The following is a 21358-nucleotide window of genomic DNA, read 5'->3' on the forward strand; positions in this document are numbered from 1 at the left end:
AAGCCTCCCTCCCGGGCCATACCCCCTGTTGCTTGCGGCAGGGCTGGAATACTCTCATCACATGAGTCCAGACGCCATGGTTGAAGACATCACCCGCCTCGTGGAAATCTGGGTAACCGGATGGGCCGGTTGCCGGGGCTACGAGACGCGAACGGAAGGCCGCTTTCCGGCCGCGCTGCGCGCGGACACCACGAAGGAATGGGAATATTTCGCCCACGATCCCTCGGACACTGAATTCGCCGAGCTGGCTGCCAAGACAGCGGAAGCTCCGGCCCGGATCCTCACCATCCTCACCAACGACGTCGCGCGATATACCTACCTCGCCCAGCAACAAGGCCTGAACGTCACCTCCGCCTCGCAAACCATGATGATCGTGGACATGGAGACTCAGGACTCCGAGGACCCCTGGCTGTCCGACGATGACCTGAAGCTGACCTCCTTCAAAAAGGACGGCGTCCACCATGCCGTGGTGAACGCCGGGGAATCCGTGGCAGCCAGCGGCCGCGTCTTCGTGGTGGGCCACACGGCGGTGTTCGACAAGATCGTCACCGAACCGGCGTACCAGCGGCGCGGGCTGGGGAGTTTCATCATGAAGGCATTGGCGGCGCAGGCGTTTGAACACGACGTGGAAAACGGCCTGTTGCTGGCCTCCCTGGACGGGCAGAAGCTGTACTCGCACCTGGGCTGGACCACCCTGTGCCACGTGCTGATGCTGTCGGCATCGAACGAAGGCGCTGACCTTTCCGTCGGTTAAGACTGCTGCAGCCGGTCGGGCTGCCATGCAGGGGTTGTTGGTGCCGGACCTGTTGCTGCCCGGTTGCTCATGTCCGGCGATTTGAGCCCGGATGAAACAATATTGAAGTGAACCCCCATGACTCCCTGATTCCGTTGCTGGGCCGTGGCCCGGACCCGGAACAGTTGCGTCATGTCCGCACCATTCCGGCCCGCCAGGCCGTGAACGAGCCGTGGCCGGAATGGGCCCACCCCGACATCGTCGAGGCTTACGGTTCCCTCGGCATCCACGAGCCGTACCGCCACCAGATCCAGGCGGCCAACCTTGCCCATGACGGGGAACATGTCGTGATCGCCACCGGGACCGCCTCCGGAAAGTCGCTGGCCTATCAACTGCCTGCGCTGGACGCGATCCACCGCTCGGAGCTGCGGGTACTGTCCGAACCGGGAAAAATCCACGACGACGGCGCCGTGGCGTTGTATCTCTCCCCCACCAAAGCCCTGGCCGCCGACCAGCTTGCCGCCATCCGCTCGCTCAAGCTCCCGACTGTCAGGGCCGAAACGTACGACGGCGACACCGACCCGGCGTCCCGGCGCTGGATTAGGGACCACGCCAACGTGATCCTGGCCAACCCCGACATGCTGCACTTCGGCATCCTGCCCAACCACGCCTGGTGGGCGAGTTTCTTCCGCCGGCTCAAGTACGTGATTGTCGACGAGGCCCACAGCTACCGGGGCGTCTTCGGCTCCCATGTGGCCAACCTGATGCGTCGGTTGCGGCGCATCTGCGCTTATTACAGCACCAGCACCTCCCAGCCCGGTCCGGTGTTTATCGCCGCTTCGGCGACCGCATCCGAGCCGGGAACCTCCTTCGGCCGGCTCATCGGCGCGCCGGTCCGCGCCGTATCCGAGGATTCCTCACCGCACGGTTCCACCACCGTGGCGTTCTGGGAGCCTGCCCTCACTGAATTGCGCGGCGAGAACGGCGCCAAGGAACGCAGGACTGCCGTGGCCGAAACCGCCGACCTGCTGGCAAACCTGGTGTCCTCCCGCATCCGGACCATCGCGTTCATCAAATCGAGGCGCGGGGCAGAGACCATCTCCGCCATCACCAAGAGGCTTCTGGATGAGGTGGATCCCAGCCTCCCCCAGCGTGTTGCCGCCTACCGTTCCGGCTACCTCCCCGAGGAGCGCCGGGCGCTGGAGCGGGCGCTGAGGTCCGGGGAACTCCTGGGCGTCTCCAGCACCTCGGCCCTTGAACTCGGGATCGACATCTCGGGCTTGGACGCCGTCCTGGTTGCCGGGTGGCCCGGGACCAGGGCTTCACTCTTCCAGCAGATCGGCCGGGCGGGGCGCGCCGGCCAGGACGCCATCGCCGCTTTTGTGGCCAGCGATGATCCCTTGGACACCTACCTGGTGAACCACCCGGAAGCCATCTTTGATGTTTCCGTCGAGGCCACGGTGTTCGATCCCTCCAATCCGTACGTGCTGGGACCGCACCTGTGTGCCGCCGCAGCGGAACTACCACTGGGTTACGCGGAGCTTGACCTGTTCGGTGACACCGCGGAGAAACTCCTGGACCAGCTCGTCTCCCAGGGTTACCTGCGCAAGCGTCCGGCCGGCTGGTTCTGGACGCACCCGCAAAGCGCGGCGGCCATGGTGAACCTGAGGGCCGACGGCGGCGGTCCCGTGAGCATCGTCGACGCCGAGACGGGTTCCCTGCTGGGCACCATGGACTCGCCGCAAACTCACTATCAGGCCCACACCGGTGCCGTGTACGTCCATCAGGGCGACAGCTATGTGGTGGAGGACCTGAACGAGGCAGACCACTGCGTGGTGGTTCGCCGCGCCAACCCCGATTACTACACCACGGCCCGTGATGTGACCCAGATCGAAGTCCTGGAGACGCAGCGGACGGCGCAATGGGGAGACGTCGCCGTGCACTTCGGGGACGTGAAGGTGACAACTCAGGTGGTCTCCTTCCAGCGTAAGGCGCTGATTTCGAATGAGATTCTGGGCGAGGAGCCGCTGGAGCTCGGCGCCAGGGATTTGTTCACCAAGGCCGTCTGGTTCGTGGTGGACAACCGTTCGTTGACGGGGGCCGGGCTGATCGAAGCCCAGTTCCCCGGTGCCCTGCATGCAGCCGAACACGCTGCCATCGGACTCCTGCCGCTCGTGGCGTCCAGCGACCGCTGGGACATCGGCGGGGTATCCACCGCCATTCATGCCGACACCGGGGTGCCCACGATCTTTGTGTACGACGGGCACCCCGGCGGCGCCGGTTTTGCCGAGCGCGGTTTCGACAAGGCCAAGGTATGGCTCTCCGCCACCCGTGACGCGATTGCGGCCTGCGAGTGCGACGCCGGCTGCCCGTCCTGTGTTCAGTCGCCCAAGTGCGGCAACAAGAACAACCCGCTGGACAAGGCGGCGGCGATCACCTTGATCGACGTCCTGCTGAAGGACGCCACCGAACAACTCGCCGGGCAGCCGGCTGGTGCCCGGACCCCTGGTGCACTGGCGGAAGAGCACGCAGCCCCCTTTTAGGCCCGTCCCCCTGGCCCGGCTTCCCGGCCGCGCCTGAGCCCGGCTTCCTGAGCCCCGCCTCCCGGACTTCGTCACCGGTCCCTCACGGGGGCGGCTCGTGGGTGCTGTTCAGGGAGGCGGACCAATGGGCCAGGGCATGGTGCCCGGTCATGGCGGCGGGCCTGCCCTGGCGTGGCCGGTCGCCACGCCGAACATGCTCCTGTTCAAGAGCTCTGTCCGGACCTCGACGGTGTCACTTCCTCCTTCCGTGCAACTGGTTATTTTCGCCCCTTGCCGGCCGGCAACATCGGCCGCCACGGAGCACGGCACGCCATGGCTGATCCCGCGCAGCGCGTCGGCGGCCGCCAGCGCTGCCAGGTCGGCGGCCGCCGCTGCCCTGGATGCCATCACGGCGGACTGGGCCAGCAACAGCATCAACGCCATGGCTAGCATCACCACCATGCCGAGCCCGGCGGCAAGAACCGTTCCGGATCCGCGCTCATGGCCATGTTCCGGCTCACCGGCATGTGCTCCGCCCGGTTCCGGATTTCCCTGCTCGCCGTTCCCGGGTTTCGGATTTCCCTGTTCGCCGTTCCCCGGTTCCGGATTTCCCGGGTGCGGAGCCCCCGCCACGTTCACGAGGCCACAGCTTCGGGACGCTGCTCCCGGACGTGCCCGGAGTGTGCCGGTACGGTCCACGTCTCCGACGGACGGACTCGCACGGACTCCGCGGTTTCGCTCCTGGCCAAAGCCCGGGCGGACAACGTCCACGGGATGATGGACCCGACTGGCCCGGACACCCTGCCTGAAACCGTGACACTGAGCCATTCACCCTCACCCACGATGGATGATGATGCCGAGCCCCCGGCGAGTTGCCGGACGATACCCTCCACGGCGCCGGCGTCTTCCCCTCGCGCCAGCGCCCTTGCCCCGGCCCGTGCCGCTTCTTCGAGCCGAAGCTGGGTAATCCCCGCCGCCGATCCCGCAAGCAGCAGCGCCAGGAGAAGAAGGACAGCCGGCAACGCCACCGCGAACTCGGCGGTCACAGCTCCGCGGTCCGCCACCCGGCAGCGGCGCAACCCCTGCGTCATGGCAACGCCAGCGCCGTCCGGATCAGGTTCAGCAGGAAGCCCCGGACTTCGTCACTGCGAAGGATGAACACCAGGATCCCGGCGAAACCCACTGCGGCGAGGGTAGCGATGGCGTATTCCGCGGTGGCCATTCCCACTTCGGATCCCGTAAGACGCCGTCGCGCCCTGCCGGACACGGGCGCCGCTTCCCGGGCACCCGGGTAGATCTCCAGCACTTCTGCGTCCGCGTGGACGGCCTGGCCGGTGGGCTCAGTCTGGGCGTACGGGCGGTGGTTGGATGTAGTTGACATTGCAGTTCCTTCCATTGTTTTCCGGCTGATCTGCCGGCTGATTCGACTCTCCCGGCTTGGCCGAATGGAGATAAGGGAGAGGTTCGGCTAAGTGGAAAAGCCCGGAAAGCCGTGGCTGTGGAGGAAGACTTGGCCGCGGTCGGGCCTCCCTCCATCCGGGACCCTGGGTCAGCTTCCGGTGGGAAGCATCGCCAGCAAGACCGGGACCACGCCCAGGCAGACGAAGGCGGGCAGCGAACAGAGGCCAAGCGGGACCACCAGCCGTACGCCGAGGGCGGCAGCACACTTTTCCGCCGCCCTGAAGCGTTCCCTGCGCAGCCTGGCTGCCTGTGCGTAGAGAATGGCCGACGACGGCGCCCCGGTCAGGGCGGCAAAGCCCAGTGCCTGCCGCAGGATCAACAGCTCCGGAGTCCTGACCTCGGAACTGCGCCACGCTGTTTCCCAGTCGGCTCCAATGGCCAGCGCCGACACAACGGGACGGAGCGAATGGCGGTACTCGGGTGAGGCTGAATCAGCGACGAGTTCCAGTGCACGCCCGATCCCCGAGCCGGCGTCCAGCATGGCCCCGATCAGCTCCAGCATCATGGCGGTGTCGCGCAGGCCCTCCCCGGCCCGAAGAGCCGGACGGGTTGTCCCGGCATCGCCGTTCCCTCCGTTGTCCATGGTCAGCCGGCTCCGCCGAAGAAGTCTCCTGTACGGGCTACCGCGTCCGGTCAAGGCCAGGGCAGCGGCCGCGGCCAGCACAAGTGCCACGACCGCCGACGGCAGCCATTCCGCCGTCATGGTGTTCCAATGGCAGAGCGGACGAGCCTGGCAGACCAGATCCGGCCGGCCACGGTCAGCGCTACTCCGGCTGCGAGCGCAGCCATCCCAAACGGCGTGCCGAGCAGGATGGACAGCGGATCCACGCCTAGGGCAACCCCGAGCCCCAGGCCCAACAGGGGCAGCCAGGTCAGGAGGGTGACCGTTGCCTTCGGACCTGCCAGGGCGGTCTGGCGGGCGGCTTCGGCGTCGTCCTCCACCTCAAGCTGCGCCGCCAGACGGGTCAGGACGTCGGCCAGCGGGCAGCCGCTCGCTGCGGCAATATCGAAGCACGCCGCGATTTCGCCCCAGATGCGCCGTTCGCGGTTTTGGCCTCCAGGGAAGGCTGCAGCAGATGCCGCCCGAATGGCCTCCGCCACGGGGGAGCCCCGCAGGGCGGCTGCCCGGGCCACTGACACCATCGACAACGACCCGGGGGTGAATCCCGGCTCGTCACCGGGTCCGGATCCGGGCGGCTCCTCCACGGAATAGACCATCCAGAGTTCGTCCCACAGCCGTGACGGCGTACGGCCTCCTTTGAGCAGCGCAGCCAACTGCTGGACCACAACCGTCATGGGCACTACCTGCGATTGTTGGCGCGACTTCCCTGCCCGGATGGCGTTCCAGACCGGTGCCCCACTTGGCCGGCCGCCTCTTCCCTTGATCCCGAGCGCACTTCGGGAGCCTCGCCTGCCTTGCGAGTCCGGGTGCCCGGGGTTCAGTGCTGTGCGGATCCTCCCTGCACGGCCGCCTGGCGGCCGGGCCATCAGCCATGCGGCGAGTACCAGTGCTGTGACGAAGAGAACCATCATTCGCTTCCCCTGTGCACTGGCCCCACGGGTCCGGCACCGGGGTCCGCGGCGCCGGAAGCATCAATGCCCAGTCTTCGCGCCAGCTTCGGCCATGAGGCTCCAAGGCTGACGGCACCCGCCTGCACGGCCACGGCAGCCGAGACTTCCAGTCCGAGGGGGCCGTCGTCAACCACCCCGATGCAAGCCACCTGACGGATGCCGCGGGACCGCTCAACATGCACCACAACGTCCAAAGCGCTGGCAACCTGCAGCCGCATGGCGTCCTGGCCCATTCCGGCAAGGGCCCCCAGCGCCGTGAGCCGGGCAGGCACGGCGGCAGCTGTGTTCGCGTGGATGGTTCCGCCGCCGCCGGTGTGTCCGGTGTTCATGGCGGTCAGGAGTTCGCGGACCTCGGCTCCGCGGCATTCCCCCACCACCAGGCGGTCGGGCCTCATTCGGAGGGCCTGCCGCACGAGTTCGGCGAGGTCCACGGCACCGCCGCCTTCGAGGTTTCCGTGCCTCGACTCAAGTGACACCACGTGCGGGTGGACGGGGTTCAGCTCGGAAGCATCCTCGATCAGGACGAGCCGTTCGCCAGGCTCGCTCAGCCCCAGGAGCGTTGAGAGGAGGGTGGTCTTCCCCGACCCGGTGGCACCGCTGACGAGGAAGCTCAGGCGCCGTGAAACCACGCGTTCCAGGACGTCCTGGACCAAGGAACCAAACATGCCGCCGTCCCGGAGCTCGTCCAGCGTAAACACCTCGTGACGGCGGATTCTGACGCTCAACAGCGTCCCGGCTGTCGAGATCGGCGGGAGGACTGCGTGGACCCGGTATCCGGCCTCAAGCCTGACATCCACGCACGGGGATCCGTCGTCAAGGCGCCGCCCGCCTGCCGCCACGAGGCGGGCCGCCAGCGAACGGACCTCGCTTTCGGAGGAGAACGACACCGCCGCCTGCTCCAGGCCGTTTCCGCGGTCCAGCCAGACGGAGTCCGGGGCGTTGACGAAGATGTCCGTGACGGACGGATCCCTGGTCAGCGCCTGCAACGGTCCCAGGCCGTTGAGCTCTGCGCTGATCCTTTCGACGGCGGCCAGCGACCCCGCCGTGCCCAGGAGCCTTCCCGTGGCCTGAACGGCAGCGGCCACCCGGGAGGGGGTCACCGGACCGGAATCGGCCATCACTGATTCGCGGACCGATTCGAGCAGCCCGGCGTCCAGTGCACTGTTCTGCCGCCGCCTGAGGCCGCCGGCCGGCCCGGGAAACCGGGACGCACCCGGCATCTGCGGAGGCGTGCTCATGGAAGCTCACCACCCAGCAGGTCGAGTACCGAGGCGGCGAACCGGCGCACGCTGCGCCGGCGGCCCATTTCCAACAGCCGGCCCAGCTCCGTGGCGTTGGCCGTGCCCTTCACCTCCGGAACAAGTCCTTGCAGGGGCAACCCTACGGATTCCGCGATCAGCGGCCCGTCGAGGACGGCTCCCGCCTTGCCCCTGATCACCAGCGCAGTCTCCACCGGGGGGAGTTCCTGCAGGAGTCTGGCGGACGAAACGGCGGCCTTGAGCTGCGCGGGGGCCACCATGAGGATGCGGTCGCAGTCCCAGGCGAACGTCCGCAGCGGCTCCGTTCCGCGGCCGATGTCCACCAGGACGAGTTCGTACCCACGCCGCGCGGCATCGAGGACACCGCCCACGGTGGCTGCCTCCACACCCTTTTGGCGTTCGCGGCTGCCCGGCCAGGACAGGAAGGAGAACCCGCCCGCCACGGGCAGCGCGTCGGACAGCTGTTCCGGATCGATGCTCCCGCTCGCCTCTGAAAGGTCGCTCCACCGCAGACCGGGTGATTCTTCGGCAGCAAGGGCCAGTTCCAGGCCGCCGCCCCAAGGATCGCCATCAATCAACAGGACCCGGGCTCCCCACTCCGCGGCAGCCTGGGCGATCCAGATCGAAGCGGTAGTGGCGCCGGCTCCCCCGCACCCGCCTGTCACACCCAGGACGAGCCCGCCGGCTTCCGGTGACCGTGAGCGGCTCAGGTATTCAGCCAGCCACGCGGCGGCATCCGGTAGTACCGCCACGCGTTCGGCGCCCAGGGCCGCGGCAAGGTGCCAGAGGCTATCGCCCTCACCGCCCAGGCCCACGAGCACGGCAGGTGCCCGGCGGCGGGGCGGCAGCTCCCGGATATCGCTGCCCACAAGTACTACGGCCGCGGTGTCCCAGAAAGGGGCCGCTTCGGTGGCATCGGCTGCGACGCGAATCTGGCCGCCGGCAGCGGCCACGATCCGTTCAACCTCGCCGCGCAGAAAGTCAAAGCCGGTCACCAGGAGCGTTTCCGCAGACTCGGCCGGAAGCCAGGCGCCGGGAGCCCGGGCGGCCGGCAGGGCATCCCTTGCCGTGGTTCCGCGGGCTGCCGCCCTGGCCTGGCCTGGCCGCCTGCCCGCATCAGCCTGCCGGCCGGGCGTCTGCCGCCCGCGCGTGGATCGTCCTTCCTGGGCGCGCGGTTTGGCTGCTTCTTCTTCAGTTCCATTCCGTGCCCGGGACGCTTTTCGGCGCGAAACGCCGTCATCTCCCGACGCTGTGGCCCGCGCCGCACGGCGTGCCGCCATGCCCGGCTCCGGAGGCCCGGCTGACGCTCCGGAGGCTGGACCAATACCTCGGCCCGGGACCGTCACGGGGCCGGGGCCGCGGCCGCTGAATTCGGGCATGAATTCCGGTGTGGGCTCCGGCGTGGGTTCGTGAAGATGCTGCCTGCTCATCCTGACACTGTGCCGACCCGCCGACCCGTCCGGACAGACCCCGCACACGCCATGTGGACAACCTCCGGCACCGAACAACCTGTGGAGGGGAAGTGCGCCCGCAGGAACCCCTCGCGGTGCGCCCGCAGGACCCCCTCGCGGTAGGCCCGCAGGACCGGCACAAGGGCACAGGCTGCCTGCAGGGCGGACTGCGGCGCCGACATGGCACTCCACAAGGCAGAATTAGGACTATGTACCTGCTGCTGTCCGCCCACGCCGACGGCGCAGCCCTCCAGGAACTGGCAGCGGACGGCTCTGCCGCCGCGGCCAACCCCAAACCCCGCCTCATCAGCGCCGGCGAGATGGCCGGCGTCGTACGTGAACTCGAAAAGCGGCGCCCGCGCTGGATCTGGCACCGGACGCAGGACTGGTATCCGGCGCTCCTGGCGGCGGGTGTTGAACTGGAACGCTGCTACGACCTCACACTCTGCGGAGCGATCCTGGCGCACTCCGAGTTCACCGCCCACACTGCCTATGCCCGCAACGCGGAAAAGCTCACCCAGGACGACGACTCGCAGCAGCCGCCACGCAGCCTGCAGCCGCCGCCCCAGCCGGCACATCAGGGGGCGCTCTTCGAGGACTCCGGGCTCAGCCGGGCACCAAGGCATTCACTCGAGGAGCTGCGCACCGAGTACGCCGCCCAACAGGAAGCCCTCGGCCAGGCGAGCCCTGACGCGAACCGCAGGCAGCGCCTCCAGTTGCTCCTCGCCGCTGAGTCCGCGGGCGCCATGATCGCGGTGGAAATGCAGCACACCGGTGTTCCCTGGCGCGAAGAACTTCACGAAGAGATCCTGGCGGACTATCTGGGCCCGCGCCCGCCGCTGGGCCACCGGCCCGCCAGGCTCGAGGCGCTGAACACCGAGCTCCGCAGGCTCCTGAACTCGCCAGGCCTCAACCCGGATTCGCCCCAGGAACTGATGCGCGCCCTGCACCGGAACGGCATTGAGGTGAAGACCACCAGGCAATGGGAACTCAAGGAATCCAGTCACCCGGCCATCGAACCGCTCCTCGCCTACAAGAAGCTGGCACGGCTCCATGCGGCCAACGGCTGGGCCTGGCTGGACGCCTGGGTGAACAACGGCCGCTTCCAGCCCGAGTATGTGGTGGGAGGCGTCGTCTCCGGACGGTGGGCATCGCGCGGCGGCGGAGCACTGCAGATTCCGCGCCAGATCCGCGGCGCCGTGCACGCCGATCCCGGCCATAAACTCATCGTGGCTGACGCCTCGCAGCTCGAGCCGCGGGTGCTGGTGGCCCTGGCCCAGGACTCCAAAATGGCCGAAGCAGCCCGGGACAAGGATCTCTATGCGGGCATCGCAGCCCAGGGATTCGGCGGTGACCGCGCCAAAGCCAAGGTGGCCCTGCTCGGTGCCATCTACGGGGCCACCACCGGCGAATCCGGGCGCCTTATGCCGCAGCTGACCCGCACGTACCCGCGTGCCGTCGGCTTCGTGGAACAGGCTGCCCGGGAGGGAGAGGCCGGCGGAACGGTCACCTCCAGGCTGGGCCGCAGCAGCCCGCCGCCGTCGGACCGCTGGCTGCAGAGCCAGAAATCCACCACCGCCGAGGAACAGCGCCGGGCGGACGCGATTGCCCGCTCCCGCGGCCGGTTCACACGCAACTTCGTGGTCCAGGGGTCGGCAGCGGACTGGGCGGCCTGCTGGCTGGCGGAATTACGACGGCGGCTCCGCGCCATGCGCTCGGCCGGCGGACCCACGGGCGAGCTGGTGTTCTTCCTCCATGACGAAGTGATGGTCCACTGCCCCGACGACTCCGTGGACGCGTGTATCCGGGCCATCGAGGAGGCAGCTGCGGCCGCCAAGGAACTGCTGTTCGGCCGGATTCCGGTGGAATTCCCGGTGAGCGTGGCAGTGGTGGACTCCTACGACAAGGCGAAATAGCCCCTGTAAGTCGCGCTTTGTAACCTACCTGTTGGTAGCTTTGTGGACTGTCTCACATCCCGGTTAAGCTCGATTAGCCGGTTCGCAGCAGTGGCAGTGCAGCTCCGATAAAGGACCGGCCGATGCAATGACGCATGGAACTTGGGGAGGCACCACATAGTGGCTGGCACATTTGAAATTGTTAATGCGGAGGAAGAAGCTTTCTACTTCCGGCTCACGGCCGACGACGGCACGTTGGTGGCGGTTTCGCCACGGTTCAAGACGCTCAAAGGCGTGGTCGCAGGCATCAACGCGGTCCGCGAGAATGCAGCCACCGGGCTGGTCGTAAACCGCTCCCGGAGGGAACTGGCTTCCGGCTAGCGCCGCGGGCCGCCCGGACGGGCAACCGGCCCGCCCAGAGCTTACATCGGGTGCTCACACATCGATCTGGTGCAACCGCGACCGGTCCCAGGGAACGGACCAGCCCAGGTGATCGAACAGTTCGTTCAGGATCATCCCGGTAAAGCCCCAGACCACCACTTTGTTCACCACGAAGGCAGGGCTCAGGAACGACTGGCCGGCCCGGCTGACCGTTGCCATCACGCGGTTGTCGGGATCCAGAAGGTCCCGGACCGGGACCCGGAAAACCTGGGCCGATTCACCGTAGTCCACCACCCGGACAGGCGACGGCGAGTGCCACCAGGCAAGGACGGGCGTCACCAGGAAATTCCCGCGGGGCAAGGCCAGCTGCGGCATGGCACCCAGTACCTCCACCCCGGCCGAGTCCAACCCTGTTTCCTCTTCGGCTTCGCGGAGGGCCGCTTCGATGGGGGTCTCGCCGGGGTCGATCCCGCCGCCCGGAAACGCCACCTGGCCGGGGTGATCGTCCAGCGTGTGGGCGCGTTCCAGCAGCAGGACATCAAGGTCGGCCGGTGCCAGCGGCTTTCCCGAAGCGGCCGGAACGTTGTCCAAGGCACCGAACAGCATCAGCACGGCGGCTTTGCGGGCAACGCTGTCATCCACCGCGAGATCGCGCCAGTAGGGATTGCGCGCCGGGCCGCTCCCGGCGTCAATGGCGGCAATGAGGTCCACGAGGTCCTGGCGGGCGGTCATTTCCCCCGCTTTTGTGATTCCATCCGGATTTCAGCAGCCCGGTGTGTTTCAGCCAGCAGTTGCGCCAGGAGCGCCTCCTGCCCGGGCGCGAGCTCGTATTTGAGCAGCTTGCGTGCCTTCTCCGGGTCCGTCTCCCCCGCCCCGTAGCTGGGGCACCACGTGGCCACCGCACAGGCACCGCAGGCCGGCTTCCGTGCATGGCAGACGCGCCGTCCGTGAAACACCACCCGGTGCGAGAGCATGGTCCAGTCCCGCGGTTCGAACAGCTCGGCCACATCGGCCTCAACGCGGACGGGATCGTCGGATTCGGTCCAGCCCAACCGCCTGGCAAGGCGGCCAAAATGCGTGTCCACGGTAATCCCGGGAATGCCGAAGGCGTTGCCCAGCACCACGTTGGCAGTCTTACGACCCACACCGGGCAGCGTTACCAGGTCCTGCAACCGCGGCGGCACCTCACCGTCGTACTCGTCCACCAGCCGGTTGCACAGCGCCATGACGTTCCTCGCTTTCGCGCGGAAGAAACCGGTGGGCTTGAGGATCACTTCGAGCTCGGCGGGGTCGGCTTCGGCCATGCTCCGGGCGTTCGGATACCGGGCAAACAGCATCGGTGTGACCTGGTTGACCACCACATCGGTGGTCTGGGCCGAGAGCACCGTCGCCACGAGGAGCTCGAAGGGGCTGCGGAAGTCCAGCTCGGCGTGCGCATAGGGGTAAAGCTCAGCGAGCGCCCGGTTGATCCTGCGGGCCCGCCGCTTCAGCCCCAGCAGGGATTCCCCGGACGTCCGCGGAATAATGCTGCCCGGCTTCGGGGTGCCGGAAAGAGTGGCCACCGGCGGCCGGCTAGCCGCGCTCGATGTTGCTGAGGTCCCGCAGCACGCCCACCCGGCCGTCAGTGTGCTGCACCAGGAATTCGTGCCCCCGGTCTTCCAGGGCAAGAACCCATCCGCCGGGATCGATCACGAACGCGGGCATGCCCGTCCGCTCGTCGATGGCAGTGCGGGGCTGGGCCACGGCGAACCAGAAAGCCTCGTGGACCGGCTGCTCCTCGTCTTCCTCGGGGCGGCTGTAGGGGTCAACCGTGGCACCGATGGGCTCCTGCGACCTCACCTGCGGGTTCAGCATCGTCTCAGCAGGAGCCGATGCGGAGGGTACTGCGCCTGTGGCCTGACTGGAGTGGGCCTCCGGGCCGGCGGCTTGCGTCCGCTCGGAGACGGAAGGAACGACGCCGGCGGCTTGCGTCCGCTCGGAGACGGAAGGAACAACGTCTGCGGCTTGCGTCCGCTCGGAGACGGAAGGAACAACGTCTGCGGCTTGCGTCCGCTCGGAGACGGAAGGAACAACGTCTGCGGCTTGCGTCCGCTCGGAGGCGGAAGGAACGACGTCGGCGGCCTGCGTTGCGGGCGACGCGTCGGCACCGCGGCTGGCGGCTGCAGCACCTACCGCGGCGGCCCCCGCGGCGGCAGCGGCGTTGTTGCCCGCCGCATGGCCCGATGATGCGGCCACGCCTGCGGCAGCTGCCGGAACGGCGTCACCCTGCCTGGCTGCGCCATGCTGTGCTGGCTCATGCTGTGGTGTCCCGAACTGCGTTGCTCCATGGTGCGTGGCCGCAAGCGGCGTATCTCCGGCTGAGGCGCCGGCGTAGGGACGGCCGCCGTTCTGGACCGCACTTGCGGGGGCACCCTTGCCTCCAGCGGGAGCGTCGGCGGCACCCCCGCCCCCTGCAGCACCGGCCGTCAGTCGCTTCGACCAGCCGGCCAACGTGCTGGAGCCCGGCTCCTTGGCGGGCTTGGGCTCCTTCGGGGCGCTGGGCTTGCGGAACGGTGCGGCGGACTCACGGGCCACAACATGCGCGGGAACCTCGGCGCGGTCCAGGAAGTCGCCGGCCAGGAACGGAATGATGCGTGCCAGCACAGTGGCCGCAAAGAGTCCTACGGATCCGATCAGTCCCACCAGCAGGACCGGTACGAATTCCTGGGCGGCGGACAGGAAAAAGAACCCCAGGGAAAACGAAGCGACCACAGATGCGAACTGGTCAATGGACAGGGACCCGATCCGCACCCTGGATTCGGGGCTCAGCCTGCGGGCTACAAAAAGGGCGGTCACGATGAGGGGCAGGATGATCCCCAGGCCCAGGAAGAAGAGGTTGCCCAGGTTCCACAGGTTGTACCGGGAAGCGAACATCGGGATCAGCGACGCGACAAACAGAAGAAGCGTCGACGCAAAGACGGTGAGGTCGCGCACGGTGAACGCGCCAAGGACCGTTTCATTCTTCTTTCCGGTCAGCCTGCTTCCCGCGGGCTTCGCCCCGTCCGCACTTGCCGGCTTGCCGGAATTCGCCGGGCCTGTCGCCTGACCGGGATGCTGATGGACGGCTTTGTGCTGTCCATGGCTCTGCTGGTTCATTCTGTTCTCCTTAGCACGGCGGCGCCCTGGACAGCGCCTCCTAACGGCAGGCAGAAACGGGACCGCCAAGCGGTCCTGTTGCCTCCATCGGATGTCACAACTCCATCTCAGCCTAGCCAAGTGATTGGCTGATCACTAGCTGACGGGCCGGAGGCGGACGCAGCGGAATACCAGCGGAATTCGCATAGCACACCCGCCTGTTCACGGGGTGGACACGACCCTTAGGGAGGGGCCGGCCAGGCTTCCGGCTACCGCATCCGGGATCGCCGGATGCGGGGCTCCGGAACCACTCGGCGCTTAATAAATGCCGCTCACGGTTCACTATGTGACGGGGCACACGCACGCTGCGGGGCAGGTATTAGTGTGTATTTCGGAACAGCTCTTTGCGGTACAGCCGTGACCAGCCGCCGCCCGATGCCGCGCATGCGGCCCGGCTGTGGCCCGGTGACGGTCCGTCCCGCGCAGCAAAGATCGATGAATGATGAGGTTCACCATGTCCCAACAGACCACAGGCTCCACCACGACAACACCCCGGCAGGGCGACGCCTTCGAGAACCTCTCCCAGGAGGACCGCAAGTTCGCCCCGTCAGCGGAGTTCGCCGCCAACGCGGTGGTCACCGCTGCGGACTACGCAGAGGCCGATGCCGACCGTCCCGCATTCTGGGCGAAGCAGGCCCGCGAGCTGCTCACCTGGAGCAAGGACTTCACCCAGACACTTGACTGGTCCAACCCTCCCTTCGCAAAGTGGTTCGTCGGCGGCGAGATCAACGCCGCCTACAACGCGCTGGACCGCCATGTGGAGAACGGCCTCGGGGACCGGGTGGCCATCTACTTTGAGGGCGAGCCCGGCGACACCCGCACGTATACCTACGCGCAGCTCACCGACGAGGTCAAGAAGGCAGCCAATGCCTTCGAATCCCTCGGCGTGGCCAAAGGCGACCGCGTGGCCGTTTACCTGCCCATGATCCCGGAGGCGGTCATCACTTTGCTGGCCTGCGCCCGGATCGGCGCCATCCACTCCGTGGTGTTCGGCGGCTTCTCCGCCGAGGCCCTGCGCTCCCGCATCGACGACGCCGAAGCCAAGCTCGTGGTCACGGCCGACGGCACCTACCGCCGCGGCAAGCCCAGCTCGCTTAAGCACGCAGTGGACGACGCCTTGTCCCACGAAGGGGACGGCAGCGGCCACACCGTCGAGAACGTCGTCGTCGTCAAGCGCAACGGCCAGGACGTGGACTGGCACGAGGGCAGGGACCACTGGTGGGCCGACACCGTTGGAGCAGCCTCCGCCGAGCACACCGCCGTGGGCCATGACTCCGAGCACCCGCTGTTCATCCTTTACACCTCCGGCACCACCGGCAAGCCCAAGGGCATCCTGCACACCACCGGCGGCTACCTGGCCCAGGGCGCCTACACCCACAAGGCCGTGTTCGACCTGCACCCGGAAACGGACGTGTACTGGTGCACCGCCGACGTCGGCTGGATCACCGGCCACTCCTACGTCGCCTACGCCCCGCTGATCAACGGCGCCACCCAGGTCATGTACGAAGGCACCCCGGACTCCCCGCACCAGGGCCGCTGGTGGGAAATCATCGAAAAGTACAAGGTGTCCATCCTCTACACCGCACCCACCGCGATCCGGACCTTCATGAAGTGGGGCAAGGAGATCCCGGCCAAGTTTGACCTCTCCTCCATCCGCGTCCTGGGCTCGGTGGGCGAACCCATCAACCCCGAAGCCTGGATGTGGTACCGCGACGTCATCGGCGCCAACGCCGGCAAGAACGGCGAAAAGAAGGAAAATCCGGCCCCGATCGTGGACACCTGGTGGCAGACCGAAACCGGCGCCCAGATGATTGCCCCGCTGCCGGGCGTCACCGCGACCAAACCCGGCTCGGCCCAGGTGCCGCTGCCAGGCATCGCCGTGGATGTGGTCGATGAGGCCGGCGAATCCGTACCGAACGGCCGCGGCGGCTTCCTGGTCATCCGCGAGCCCTGGCCGGCCATGCTCCGCGGCATCTGGGGGGACCCGGAACGCTTCAAGGAAACCTACTGGTCCCGCTTCGAGACCATGTACTTCGCCGGTGACGGCGCCAAGAAGGACGACGACGGCGACGTCTGGCTCCTGGGCCGCGTGGACGACGTGATGAATATTTCCGGCCACCGGCTCTCCACCGCGGAGATCGAATCGGCCCTGGTCAGCCACCCCGCCGTGGCGGAAGCGGCCGTGGTGGGTGCCGCCGACGAAACCACCGGACAGGCCGTCGTCGCCTTCGTGATCCTCCGCGAGGACGCCGTGGACTCCGGGGATGCAATCGTCCAGGAACTCCGCAACCACGTGAGCAAGGAGATCGGTCCGATCGCCAAGCCCAAGACCATCCTGGTGGTGCCGGAGCTGCCCAAGACCCGTTCCGGCAAGATCATGCGCCGCCTCCTCAAGGACGTCGCCGAGGGCCGCGAAGTCGGTGATGCCACTACCTTGGCGGACAACACCGTCATGGCCCAGATTGCCCAGTCGCTCAGAAAATAGCCGTCGCTCAAAAAGTAACAGTCGCCGGAAATCCCGGCTGAAGGGCGCCAGTCGGCCCCGCTTTTCCCCGCTCCGGCGCGGAAAAGCGGGGCCGCACTGCTTTGTGACGATTCAAACATGGAATGCAGTCAAAATGTTGTTTCCCGTTCTTTCCTGTTCTCTTTTGAGAGGTTATAGTCAGAGCATGTGAGGTGCCTCACATGCAGCTATTTTTCAAGGGAGAGAACATGGCAGCACAGTTTGATGCGTCGGCAACTGCTTATCCGAGCCGGCGGACCATCCTCAAGACCGTCGGCGTCGGCGCGGCAGGCCTGGCCGGCATTCCGTTCCTCGCCGCCTGCACGGGCGGTAGCGGGCCGTCGGCCACGGGTTCCGACTCCCCCGGCCTCACCTTCGGTTCCGGATCCTCGGACGACGTCCCCAAGCGGGCATACCAGGCCGTCACCGATGCCTTCACCGCCAAGACCGGCAAGAAAGTCACCACCAATGTGGTGCCGCACAACGATTTCCAGAACAAGATCAATTCCTACCTGCAGGGCTCCCCGGACGATACCTTCACGTGGTTTGCCGGCTACCGCATGCAGTACTACGCAGGCAAGGGACTGCTCGCACCGATCGACGACGTCTGGGAGAGCATCGGCGCCAACTACTCCGACGCGCTGAAGAAGGCCTCCACCGGCCCGGACGGCAAGCTGTACTTCGTCCCCAACTACAACTACCCGTGGGGCTTCTTCTACCGGACGAGCCTCTGGGCGGAGAAGGGCTACGAGGTCCCGGAAACCTTCGACGCCCTCAAGGCCCTGGCCACCAAGATGAAGGCCGACGGCCTCATCCCGATCGGCTTTGCCGACAAGGACGGCTGGCCGGCCATGGGCACCTTCGACTACATCAACATGCGGCTCAACGGTTACCAGTTCCATGTGGACCTCTGCGCGCACAAGGAATCCTGGGACCAGCAAAAGGTCAGCGCGGTCTTTGACACGTGGGCGGAACTCCTTCCCTTCCAGGACCCGGCCGCCCTCGGCCAGACCTGGCAGGACGCGGCAAAGGCGCTGGAGGCCAAGAAGACCGGCATGTACCTGCTGGGATCCTTCGTGACCCAGCAGTTCACCGATCCCGCCGTCCTGGCGGACATCCAATTCTTCGCCTTCCCGGAGATCGCCATGGAAGGCCGCGACGCCGTCGAAGCCCCCATTGACGGCCTCCTGCTGTCCAAGAAGGGCGGCGAGAACAAGGCCGCCCGCGACTTCATGGCATACCTGGGGACGGCCGAAGCCCAGGACGCCTACGCCGCGGTGGATTCGTCGAACATCGCCACGGCCAAGGGCACCGACACGTCGAAGTTCACGCCCCTCAACAAGACGTGCGCGGACACCATCGCCAACGCAAAATACATCAGCCAGTTCTTCGACCGCGACGCCCTTCCGGCCATGGCCAACAACGTGATGATTCCCGCCCTGCAGAGCTTCATCAAGGACGGCAAGATGGACGTCAAGAACCTCGAAGCACAGGCCAAGACGCTCTACGCCGCGCAGTAGCTCCGGCCCCGTCAGCCGCGCATCACAGGCAACCACCCAGGAAGGAACGACGACGGCGGCACAGCCTTCCGCCGTCGTCGTTCCTTCCCGGAATCCGGACCAATCGAGGGAAAACTTCCATGAGCAGCACAGCAAGAGAACTGGTTCCGCCGGAATCACGGGAGCCTGAAGGCGCTCCCGCGAAACGGGCAAGGGGCGGCAGGGTCCGCCGCCTGTCCGGACAGGACAAGGTGGTCCTGTCACTGATGGTGGGCATCCCCACCCTGATCGAACTGACCTTGGTGTGGCTGCCCATGCTGATGTCCGTGGGCCTTAGCTTCACCCGGTGGAACGGCCTGGACCTGGGCGACATCCGCCCCGCGGGACTGGACAACTACCAGTACATCTCCCAGGACTACCCGCCGTTCTGGCCGGCGGTGCAGCACAACATGCTGTGGCTCCTGTTCCTGGCCCTCATCGCGACCCCGCTGGGCCTGCTGCTGGCCGTGCTGCTGGACCAGAACATCCGCGGCAGCAAGATCTACCAAAGCATCTTCTTTGCACCCGTGATGCTGTCGCTGGCCCTGATCGGCATCATCTGGCAGCTCTTCTACCAGCGCGATAACGGTCTGCTGAACTTCCTGCTGGGCACAGCCGGGACGCCGCAGGCCGTCGACTGGTTCGGAGATTCCTCCGTCAACATCTGGGCCGCCATGATCGCAGCCACCTGGCGGCATGCCGGCTACGTCATGCTCCTCTACCTGGCCGGACTCAAGGGTGTGGACCCCAGCCTGAAGGAGGCCGCCGCCATCGACGGCGCGAGCGCCGTCCAGACGTTCTTCCGGGTGGTCTTCCCGGCCATGCGGCCCATCAACATCGTGATAGTGGTCATCACCATCATCGAATCCCTGCGGGCCTTCGACGTCGTGTACGTCATCAACCGCGGCACCAACGGCCTGGAAATGCTCAGTGCCCTGGTGATCCAGAACCTGGTGGGCGAAGGCCAGGTGATCGGTGTCGGTTCGGCCCTGGCAGTGGTGCTGCTGGTCATTTCCCTCGTCCCCATCGTCTTCTACCTCAGCCGCACCTTTGGCAAGGAGAACAAAGCATGAGCACTACCGCAGTCCGCACCGGCAGGAAAGATACCGCTGCGGGGCCCCGGTCCGGCAGCCGGCCCAAACGCCACTACGGAACCCATATTTTCCTGACCGTCATGGCCGTCATGTGGCTGGTCCCGCTGGGCTGGTCCGTCTTCACTGCCCTCCGTCCGGTGGCATCCACCAACGAGCACGGCTACTTCAGCTTGGCGGGCGACTTCAATTTCGACAACTTCATCCAGGCCTGGACCCAGGGCGGATTTTCCACCTACTTCTGGAACTCGGTGCTCATCACCGTCCCGGCCGTGCTCATGACCCTTTTCCTGGCCTCCCTGATGGCATTCGCCGTAAGCCGGGTGAGCTGGAAGTTCAACATCACCCTGCTCATCATGTTCACCGCCGGCAACCTCCTGCCGCCGCAGGTCCTTGCCGCGCCGTTGTTCGAGATGGCCAAGCACTTCGAAGTGCCCTACTCCTTCAGCGATTCCGGCAACATGCTGAACACCTACATCATTGTCATCGCGGTCAACACGGCCTTCCAGATGGGGTTCTGCACGTTCGTGCTCTCCAACTACATGAAGGCGCTCTCCGCCGACCTCACCGAAGCCGCCCTGGTGGACGGCGCCGGAATCTGGCGGCAGTACCGGGAGATCATCCTTCCGCTGTGCCGGCCGGCCTTCGCTGCGCTCGGCACCCTGCAGGTCATCTTCATCTACAACGACTACTTCTGGCCGCTGCTGTTCATCCAGAGTGGCAACCGGCTGCCGATCACCACCGCCATCAACAACCTCCAGGGCCAGTTCCTGAACAACTACAACCTCCTGGCGGCCGGTGCCGTCATCACCGTCATCCCCACCCTGGTGATCTACCTGCTCCTGCAGCGGCAGTTTGTTGCGGGGCTGACTCTTGGTTCTTCCAAGGGGTAGACCATGATGGAAGCTGACGGGGACAGCACTCCCCCGGCCACAGCCCGAAAGGAACTCCATGCTCCCCGCAGCACGCCACCAGGCAATCGTGGACGCCGTCCAGCGCGAGCGGGTGGTCCGTGTGTCGGATCTCGCGCAGCAGCTGGGTGTGTCGCTCATGACCGTTCGGCGGGACATCGAGCTGCTGGAGGAGGGCGGCCGGGTGGAACGGATCCATGGCGGCGCCAAGCTCCCCGGCGATGCCAGCACCCATGAACCCGGCTTCGAGCAGAAGTCGACGCAGCTCACGGCGGAAAAGAGGGCCATCGCCCTGGAAGCAGCTTCGCTGGTGCATGAGGGGATGGCGGTGGGGCTGGGCGCCGGAACCACCACGTGGGCGCTGGCCAAGGAACTCGTCAACGGACCGCGCATCACCGTGGTGACCAACTCCATCCGCATAGCCGATCTCTTCCATCACGGCTCGTCTTCCGGGGCAGGACGCTACGGCTCCACGGTGATCCTGATCGGCGGCGAGCGCACGCCGTCGGACGCATTGGTAGGCCCTATTGCGACGGCCGCGCTGAAGCAGCTGCACCTGGACCTGCTGTTCCTGGGCGTGCACGGCATGGATCCCGATGCCGGTTTCACCACTCCCAACCTGCTGGAGGCCGAGACGGACCGCGCGTTCGTGGCGGCCTCACGCAAGGTGGTGGTGGTGGCCGACCACACCAAGTGGGGCACCCAGGGCATGAGCACCATTGCCGGGTTCGAGGAGGCGGACGAGGTCATCAGCGACGCCGGGCTCAGCAGCGACGCGCGGCGGATCCTGCAGGAAAGCGTCAGCCGGCTCCGGATCGCCAAAGCGGGGTAACCCTGCGTCCGGCGCTGTTCACGGCCCGGGTCCGG

At 66.7% G+C, this 21358-nt stretch carries 19 protein-coding genes; 9 read left to right on the top strand and 10 right to left on the bottom strand.

The annotated features are described in order from the left end of the window. Nucleotides 1-61: 61 nt before the first annotated feature. Together ACSQ12_RS17470 and ACSQ12_RS17475 are read left to right on the top strand one after the other, a co-directional pair. Nucleotides 62-754 carry a GNAT family N-acetyltransferase gene (locus tag ACSQ12_RS17470; protein WP_209742533.1) on the top strand — a complete coding sequence of 231 codons (693 nt, stop codon included), beginning with the start codon at nucleotides 62-64 and terminating at the stop codon, nucleotides 752-754. 107 nt (nucleotides 755-861) lie between these two features. Next, nucleotides 862-3276, top strand: a complete 2415-nt coding sequence (locus ACSQ12_RS17475; protein WP_436066259.1) for a DEAD/DEAH box helicase — start codon at nucleotides 862-864, stop codon at nucleotides 3274-3276. A 147-nt stretch (nucleotides 3277-3423) separates the two neighbouring features. On the opposite strand, the gene ACSQ12_RS17480 is transcribed toward ACSQ12_RS17475, so the two are convergent. From ACSQ12_RS17480 to ssd, 7 genes are all read right to left on the bottom strand, one after another. Next, the gene (locus ACSQ12_RS17480; RefSeq protein ID WP_436066260.1) at nucleotides 3424-3894 is read right to left on the bottom strand and encodes an Rv3654c family TadE-like protein; all 471 of its coding nucleotides are present in this window, start codon (nucleotides 3892-3894) and stop codon (nucleotides 3424-3426) included. Next, entirely contained in the window at nucleotides 3891-4346 is a 456-nt protein-coding gene (locus tag ACSQ12_RS17485) for a TadE family type IV pilus minor pilin (protein ID WP_209742531.1), read from the bottom strand. The genes ACSQ12_RS17480 and ACSQ12_RS17485 overlap by 4 nt, the downstream gene beginning before the upstream one ends. Further along, nucleotides 4343-4636 carry a DUF4244 domain-containing protein gene (locus tag ACSQ12_RS17490; RefSeq protein WP_209742530.1) on the bottom strand — a complete coding sequence of 98 codons (294 nt, stop codon included), beginning with the start codon at nucleotides 4634-4636 and terminating at the stop codon, nucleotides 4343-4345. The genes ACSQ12_RS17485 and ACSQ12_RS17490 overlap by 4 nt, the downstream gene beginning before the upstream one ends. A gap of 168 nt (nucleotides 4637-4804) precedes the next feature. Continuing rightward, on the bottom strand, nucleotides 4805-5419 hold the full coding sequence (locus ACSQ12_RS17495; protein ID WP_436066261.1) for a type II secretion system F family protein: 615 nt from the start codon (nucleotides 5417-5419) through the stop codon (nucleotides 4805-4807). After that, nucleotides 5416-6246 carry a hypothetical protein gene (locus tag ACSQ12_RS17500; RefSeq protein ID WP_436067023.1) on the bottom strand — a complete coding sequence of 277 codons (831 nt, stop codon included), beginning with the start codon at nucleotides 6244-6246 and terminating at the stop codon, nucleotides 5416-5418. The genes ACSQ12_RS17495 and ACSQ12_RS17500 overlap by 4 nt, the downstream gene beginning before the upstream one ends. Continuing rightward, nucleotides 6246-7526 (bottom strand): TadA family conjugal transfer-associated ATPase, encoded by a 1281-nt coding sequence (locus ACSQ12_RS17505; protein ID WP_436066262.1) that lies wholly within the window; start codon nucleotides 7524-7526, stop codon nucleotides 6246-6248. The genes ACSQ12_RS17500 and ACSQ12_RS17505 overlap by 1 nt, the downstream gene beginning before the upstream one ends. Then, the gene (gene ssd, locus ACSQ12_RS17510) at nucleotides 7523-8827 is read right to left on the bottom strand and encodes a septum site-determining protein Ssd (protein ID WP_436066263.1); all 1305 of its coding nucleotides are present in this window, start codon (nucleotides 8825-8827) and stop codon (nucleotides 7523-7525) included. Before ssd ends, ACSQ12_RS17505 begins: the two co-directional genes overlap by 4 nt. Before the next feature lie 380 nt (nucleotides 8828-9207). Here ssd and ACSQ12_RS17515 point away from each other — a divergent pair, with 380 nt between their 5' ends. Both ACSQ12_RS17515 and ACSQ12_RS17520 read left to right on the top strand, forming a co-directional pair. Next, nucleotides 9208-10914, top strand: coding sequence for a bifunctional 3'-5' exonuclease/DNA polymerase (locus ACSQ12_RS17515; protein WP_436066264.1), 1707 nt, complete (start codon nucleotides 9208-9210; stop codon nucleotides 10912-10914). A gap of 159 nt (nucleotides 10915-11073) precedes the next feature. Then, a complete protein-coding gene (locus tag ACSQ12_RS17520) occupies nucleotides 11074-11274 on the top strand; it encodes a YegP family protein (protein WP_209742525.1) in 201 nt (66 codons plus the stop codon). Nucleotides 11275-11328: 54 nt separating this feature from the next. Here ACSQ12_RS17520 and ACSQ12_RS17525 read toward each other — a convergent pair whose 3' ends face one another. Genes ACSQ12_RS17525 through ACSQ12_RS17535 form a run of 3 tightly spaced genes read right to left on the bottom strand, consistent with a single transcriptional unit; the run spans nucleotide 11329 to nucleotide 14409 of the window. Further along, a complete protein-coding gene (locus ACSQ12_RS17525) occupies nucleotides 11329-12006 on the bottom strand; it encodes an NUDIX hydrolase (protein WP_011693200.1) in 678 nt (225 codons plus the stop codon). After that, the gene (gene nth, locus ACSQ12_RS17530) at nucleotides 12003-12836 is read right to left on the bottom strand and encodes an endonuclease III (RefSeq protein ID WP_436066265.1); all 834 of its coding nucleotides are present in this window, start codon (nucleotides 12834-12836) and stop codon (nucleotides 12003-12005) included. The genes ACSQ12_RS17525 and nth overlap by 4 nt, the downstream gene beginning before the upstream one ends. Before the next feature lie 10 nt (nucleotides 12837-12846). Beyond that, complete coding sequence (locus ACSQ12_RS17535) at nucleotides 12847-14409, bottom strand: hypothetical protein (protein ID WP_436066266.1); 1563 nt, start codon at nucleotides 14407-14409, stop codon at nucleotides 12847-12849. Nucleotides 14410-14902: 493 nt separating this feature from the next. Between ACSQ12_RS17535 and acs the strand changes: the two genes are divergently transcribed. The 5 genes from acs (at nucleotide 14903) to ACSQ12_RS17560 (ending at nucleotide 21323) form a co-directional block, all read left to right on the top strand. Next, nucleotides 14903-16933: an acetate--CoA ligase gene (acs, locus tag ACSQ12_RS17540; protein ID WP_209742523.1), complete on the top strand. Its 2031-nt coding sequence runs from the start codon at nucleotides 14903-14905 to the stop codon at nucleotides 16931-16933. Nucleotides 16934-17160: 227 nt separating this feature from the next. Further along, nucleotides 17161-18471, top strand: a complete 1311-nt coding sequence (locus ACSQ12_RS17545) for an ABC transporter substrate-binding protein (protein ID WP_436066267.1) — start codon at nucleotides 17161-17163, stop codon at nucleotides 18469-18471. 119 nt (nucleotides 18472-18590) lie between these two features. Then, nucleotides 18591-19562: a carbohydrate ABC transporter permease gene (locus ACSQ12_RS17550; protein ID WP_209742521.1), complete on the top strand. Its 972-nt coding sequence runs from the start codon at nucleotides 18591-18593 to the stop codon at nucleotides 19560-19562. Further along, the gene (locus ACSQ12_RS17555; protein ID WP_436066268.1) at nucleotides 19559-20473 is read left to right on the top strand and encodes a carbohydrate ABC transporter permease; all 915 of its coding nucleotides are present in this window, start codon (nucleotides 19559-19561) and stop codon (nucleotides 20471-20473) included. Before ACSQ12_RS17550 ends, ACSQ12_RS17555 begins: the two co-directional genes overlap by 4 nt. Nucleotides 20474-20531: 58 nt before the next feature. Further along, nucleotides 20532-21323 (top strand): DeoR/GlpR family DNA-binding transcription regulator, encoded by a 792-nt coding sequence (locus ACSQ12_RS17560; protein WP_436066269.1) that lies wholly within the window; start codon nucleotides 20532-20534, stop codon nucleotides 21321-21323. Nucleotides 21324-21358 lie beyond the last annotated feature (35 nt).

This window comes from Arthrobacter sp. LjRoot14, from assembly GCF_964253905.1.
Taxonomy (GTDB): Bacteria; Actinomycetota; Actinomycetes; order Actinomycetales; family Micrococcaceae; genus Arthrobacter.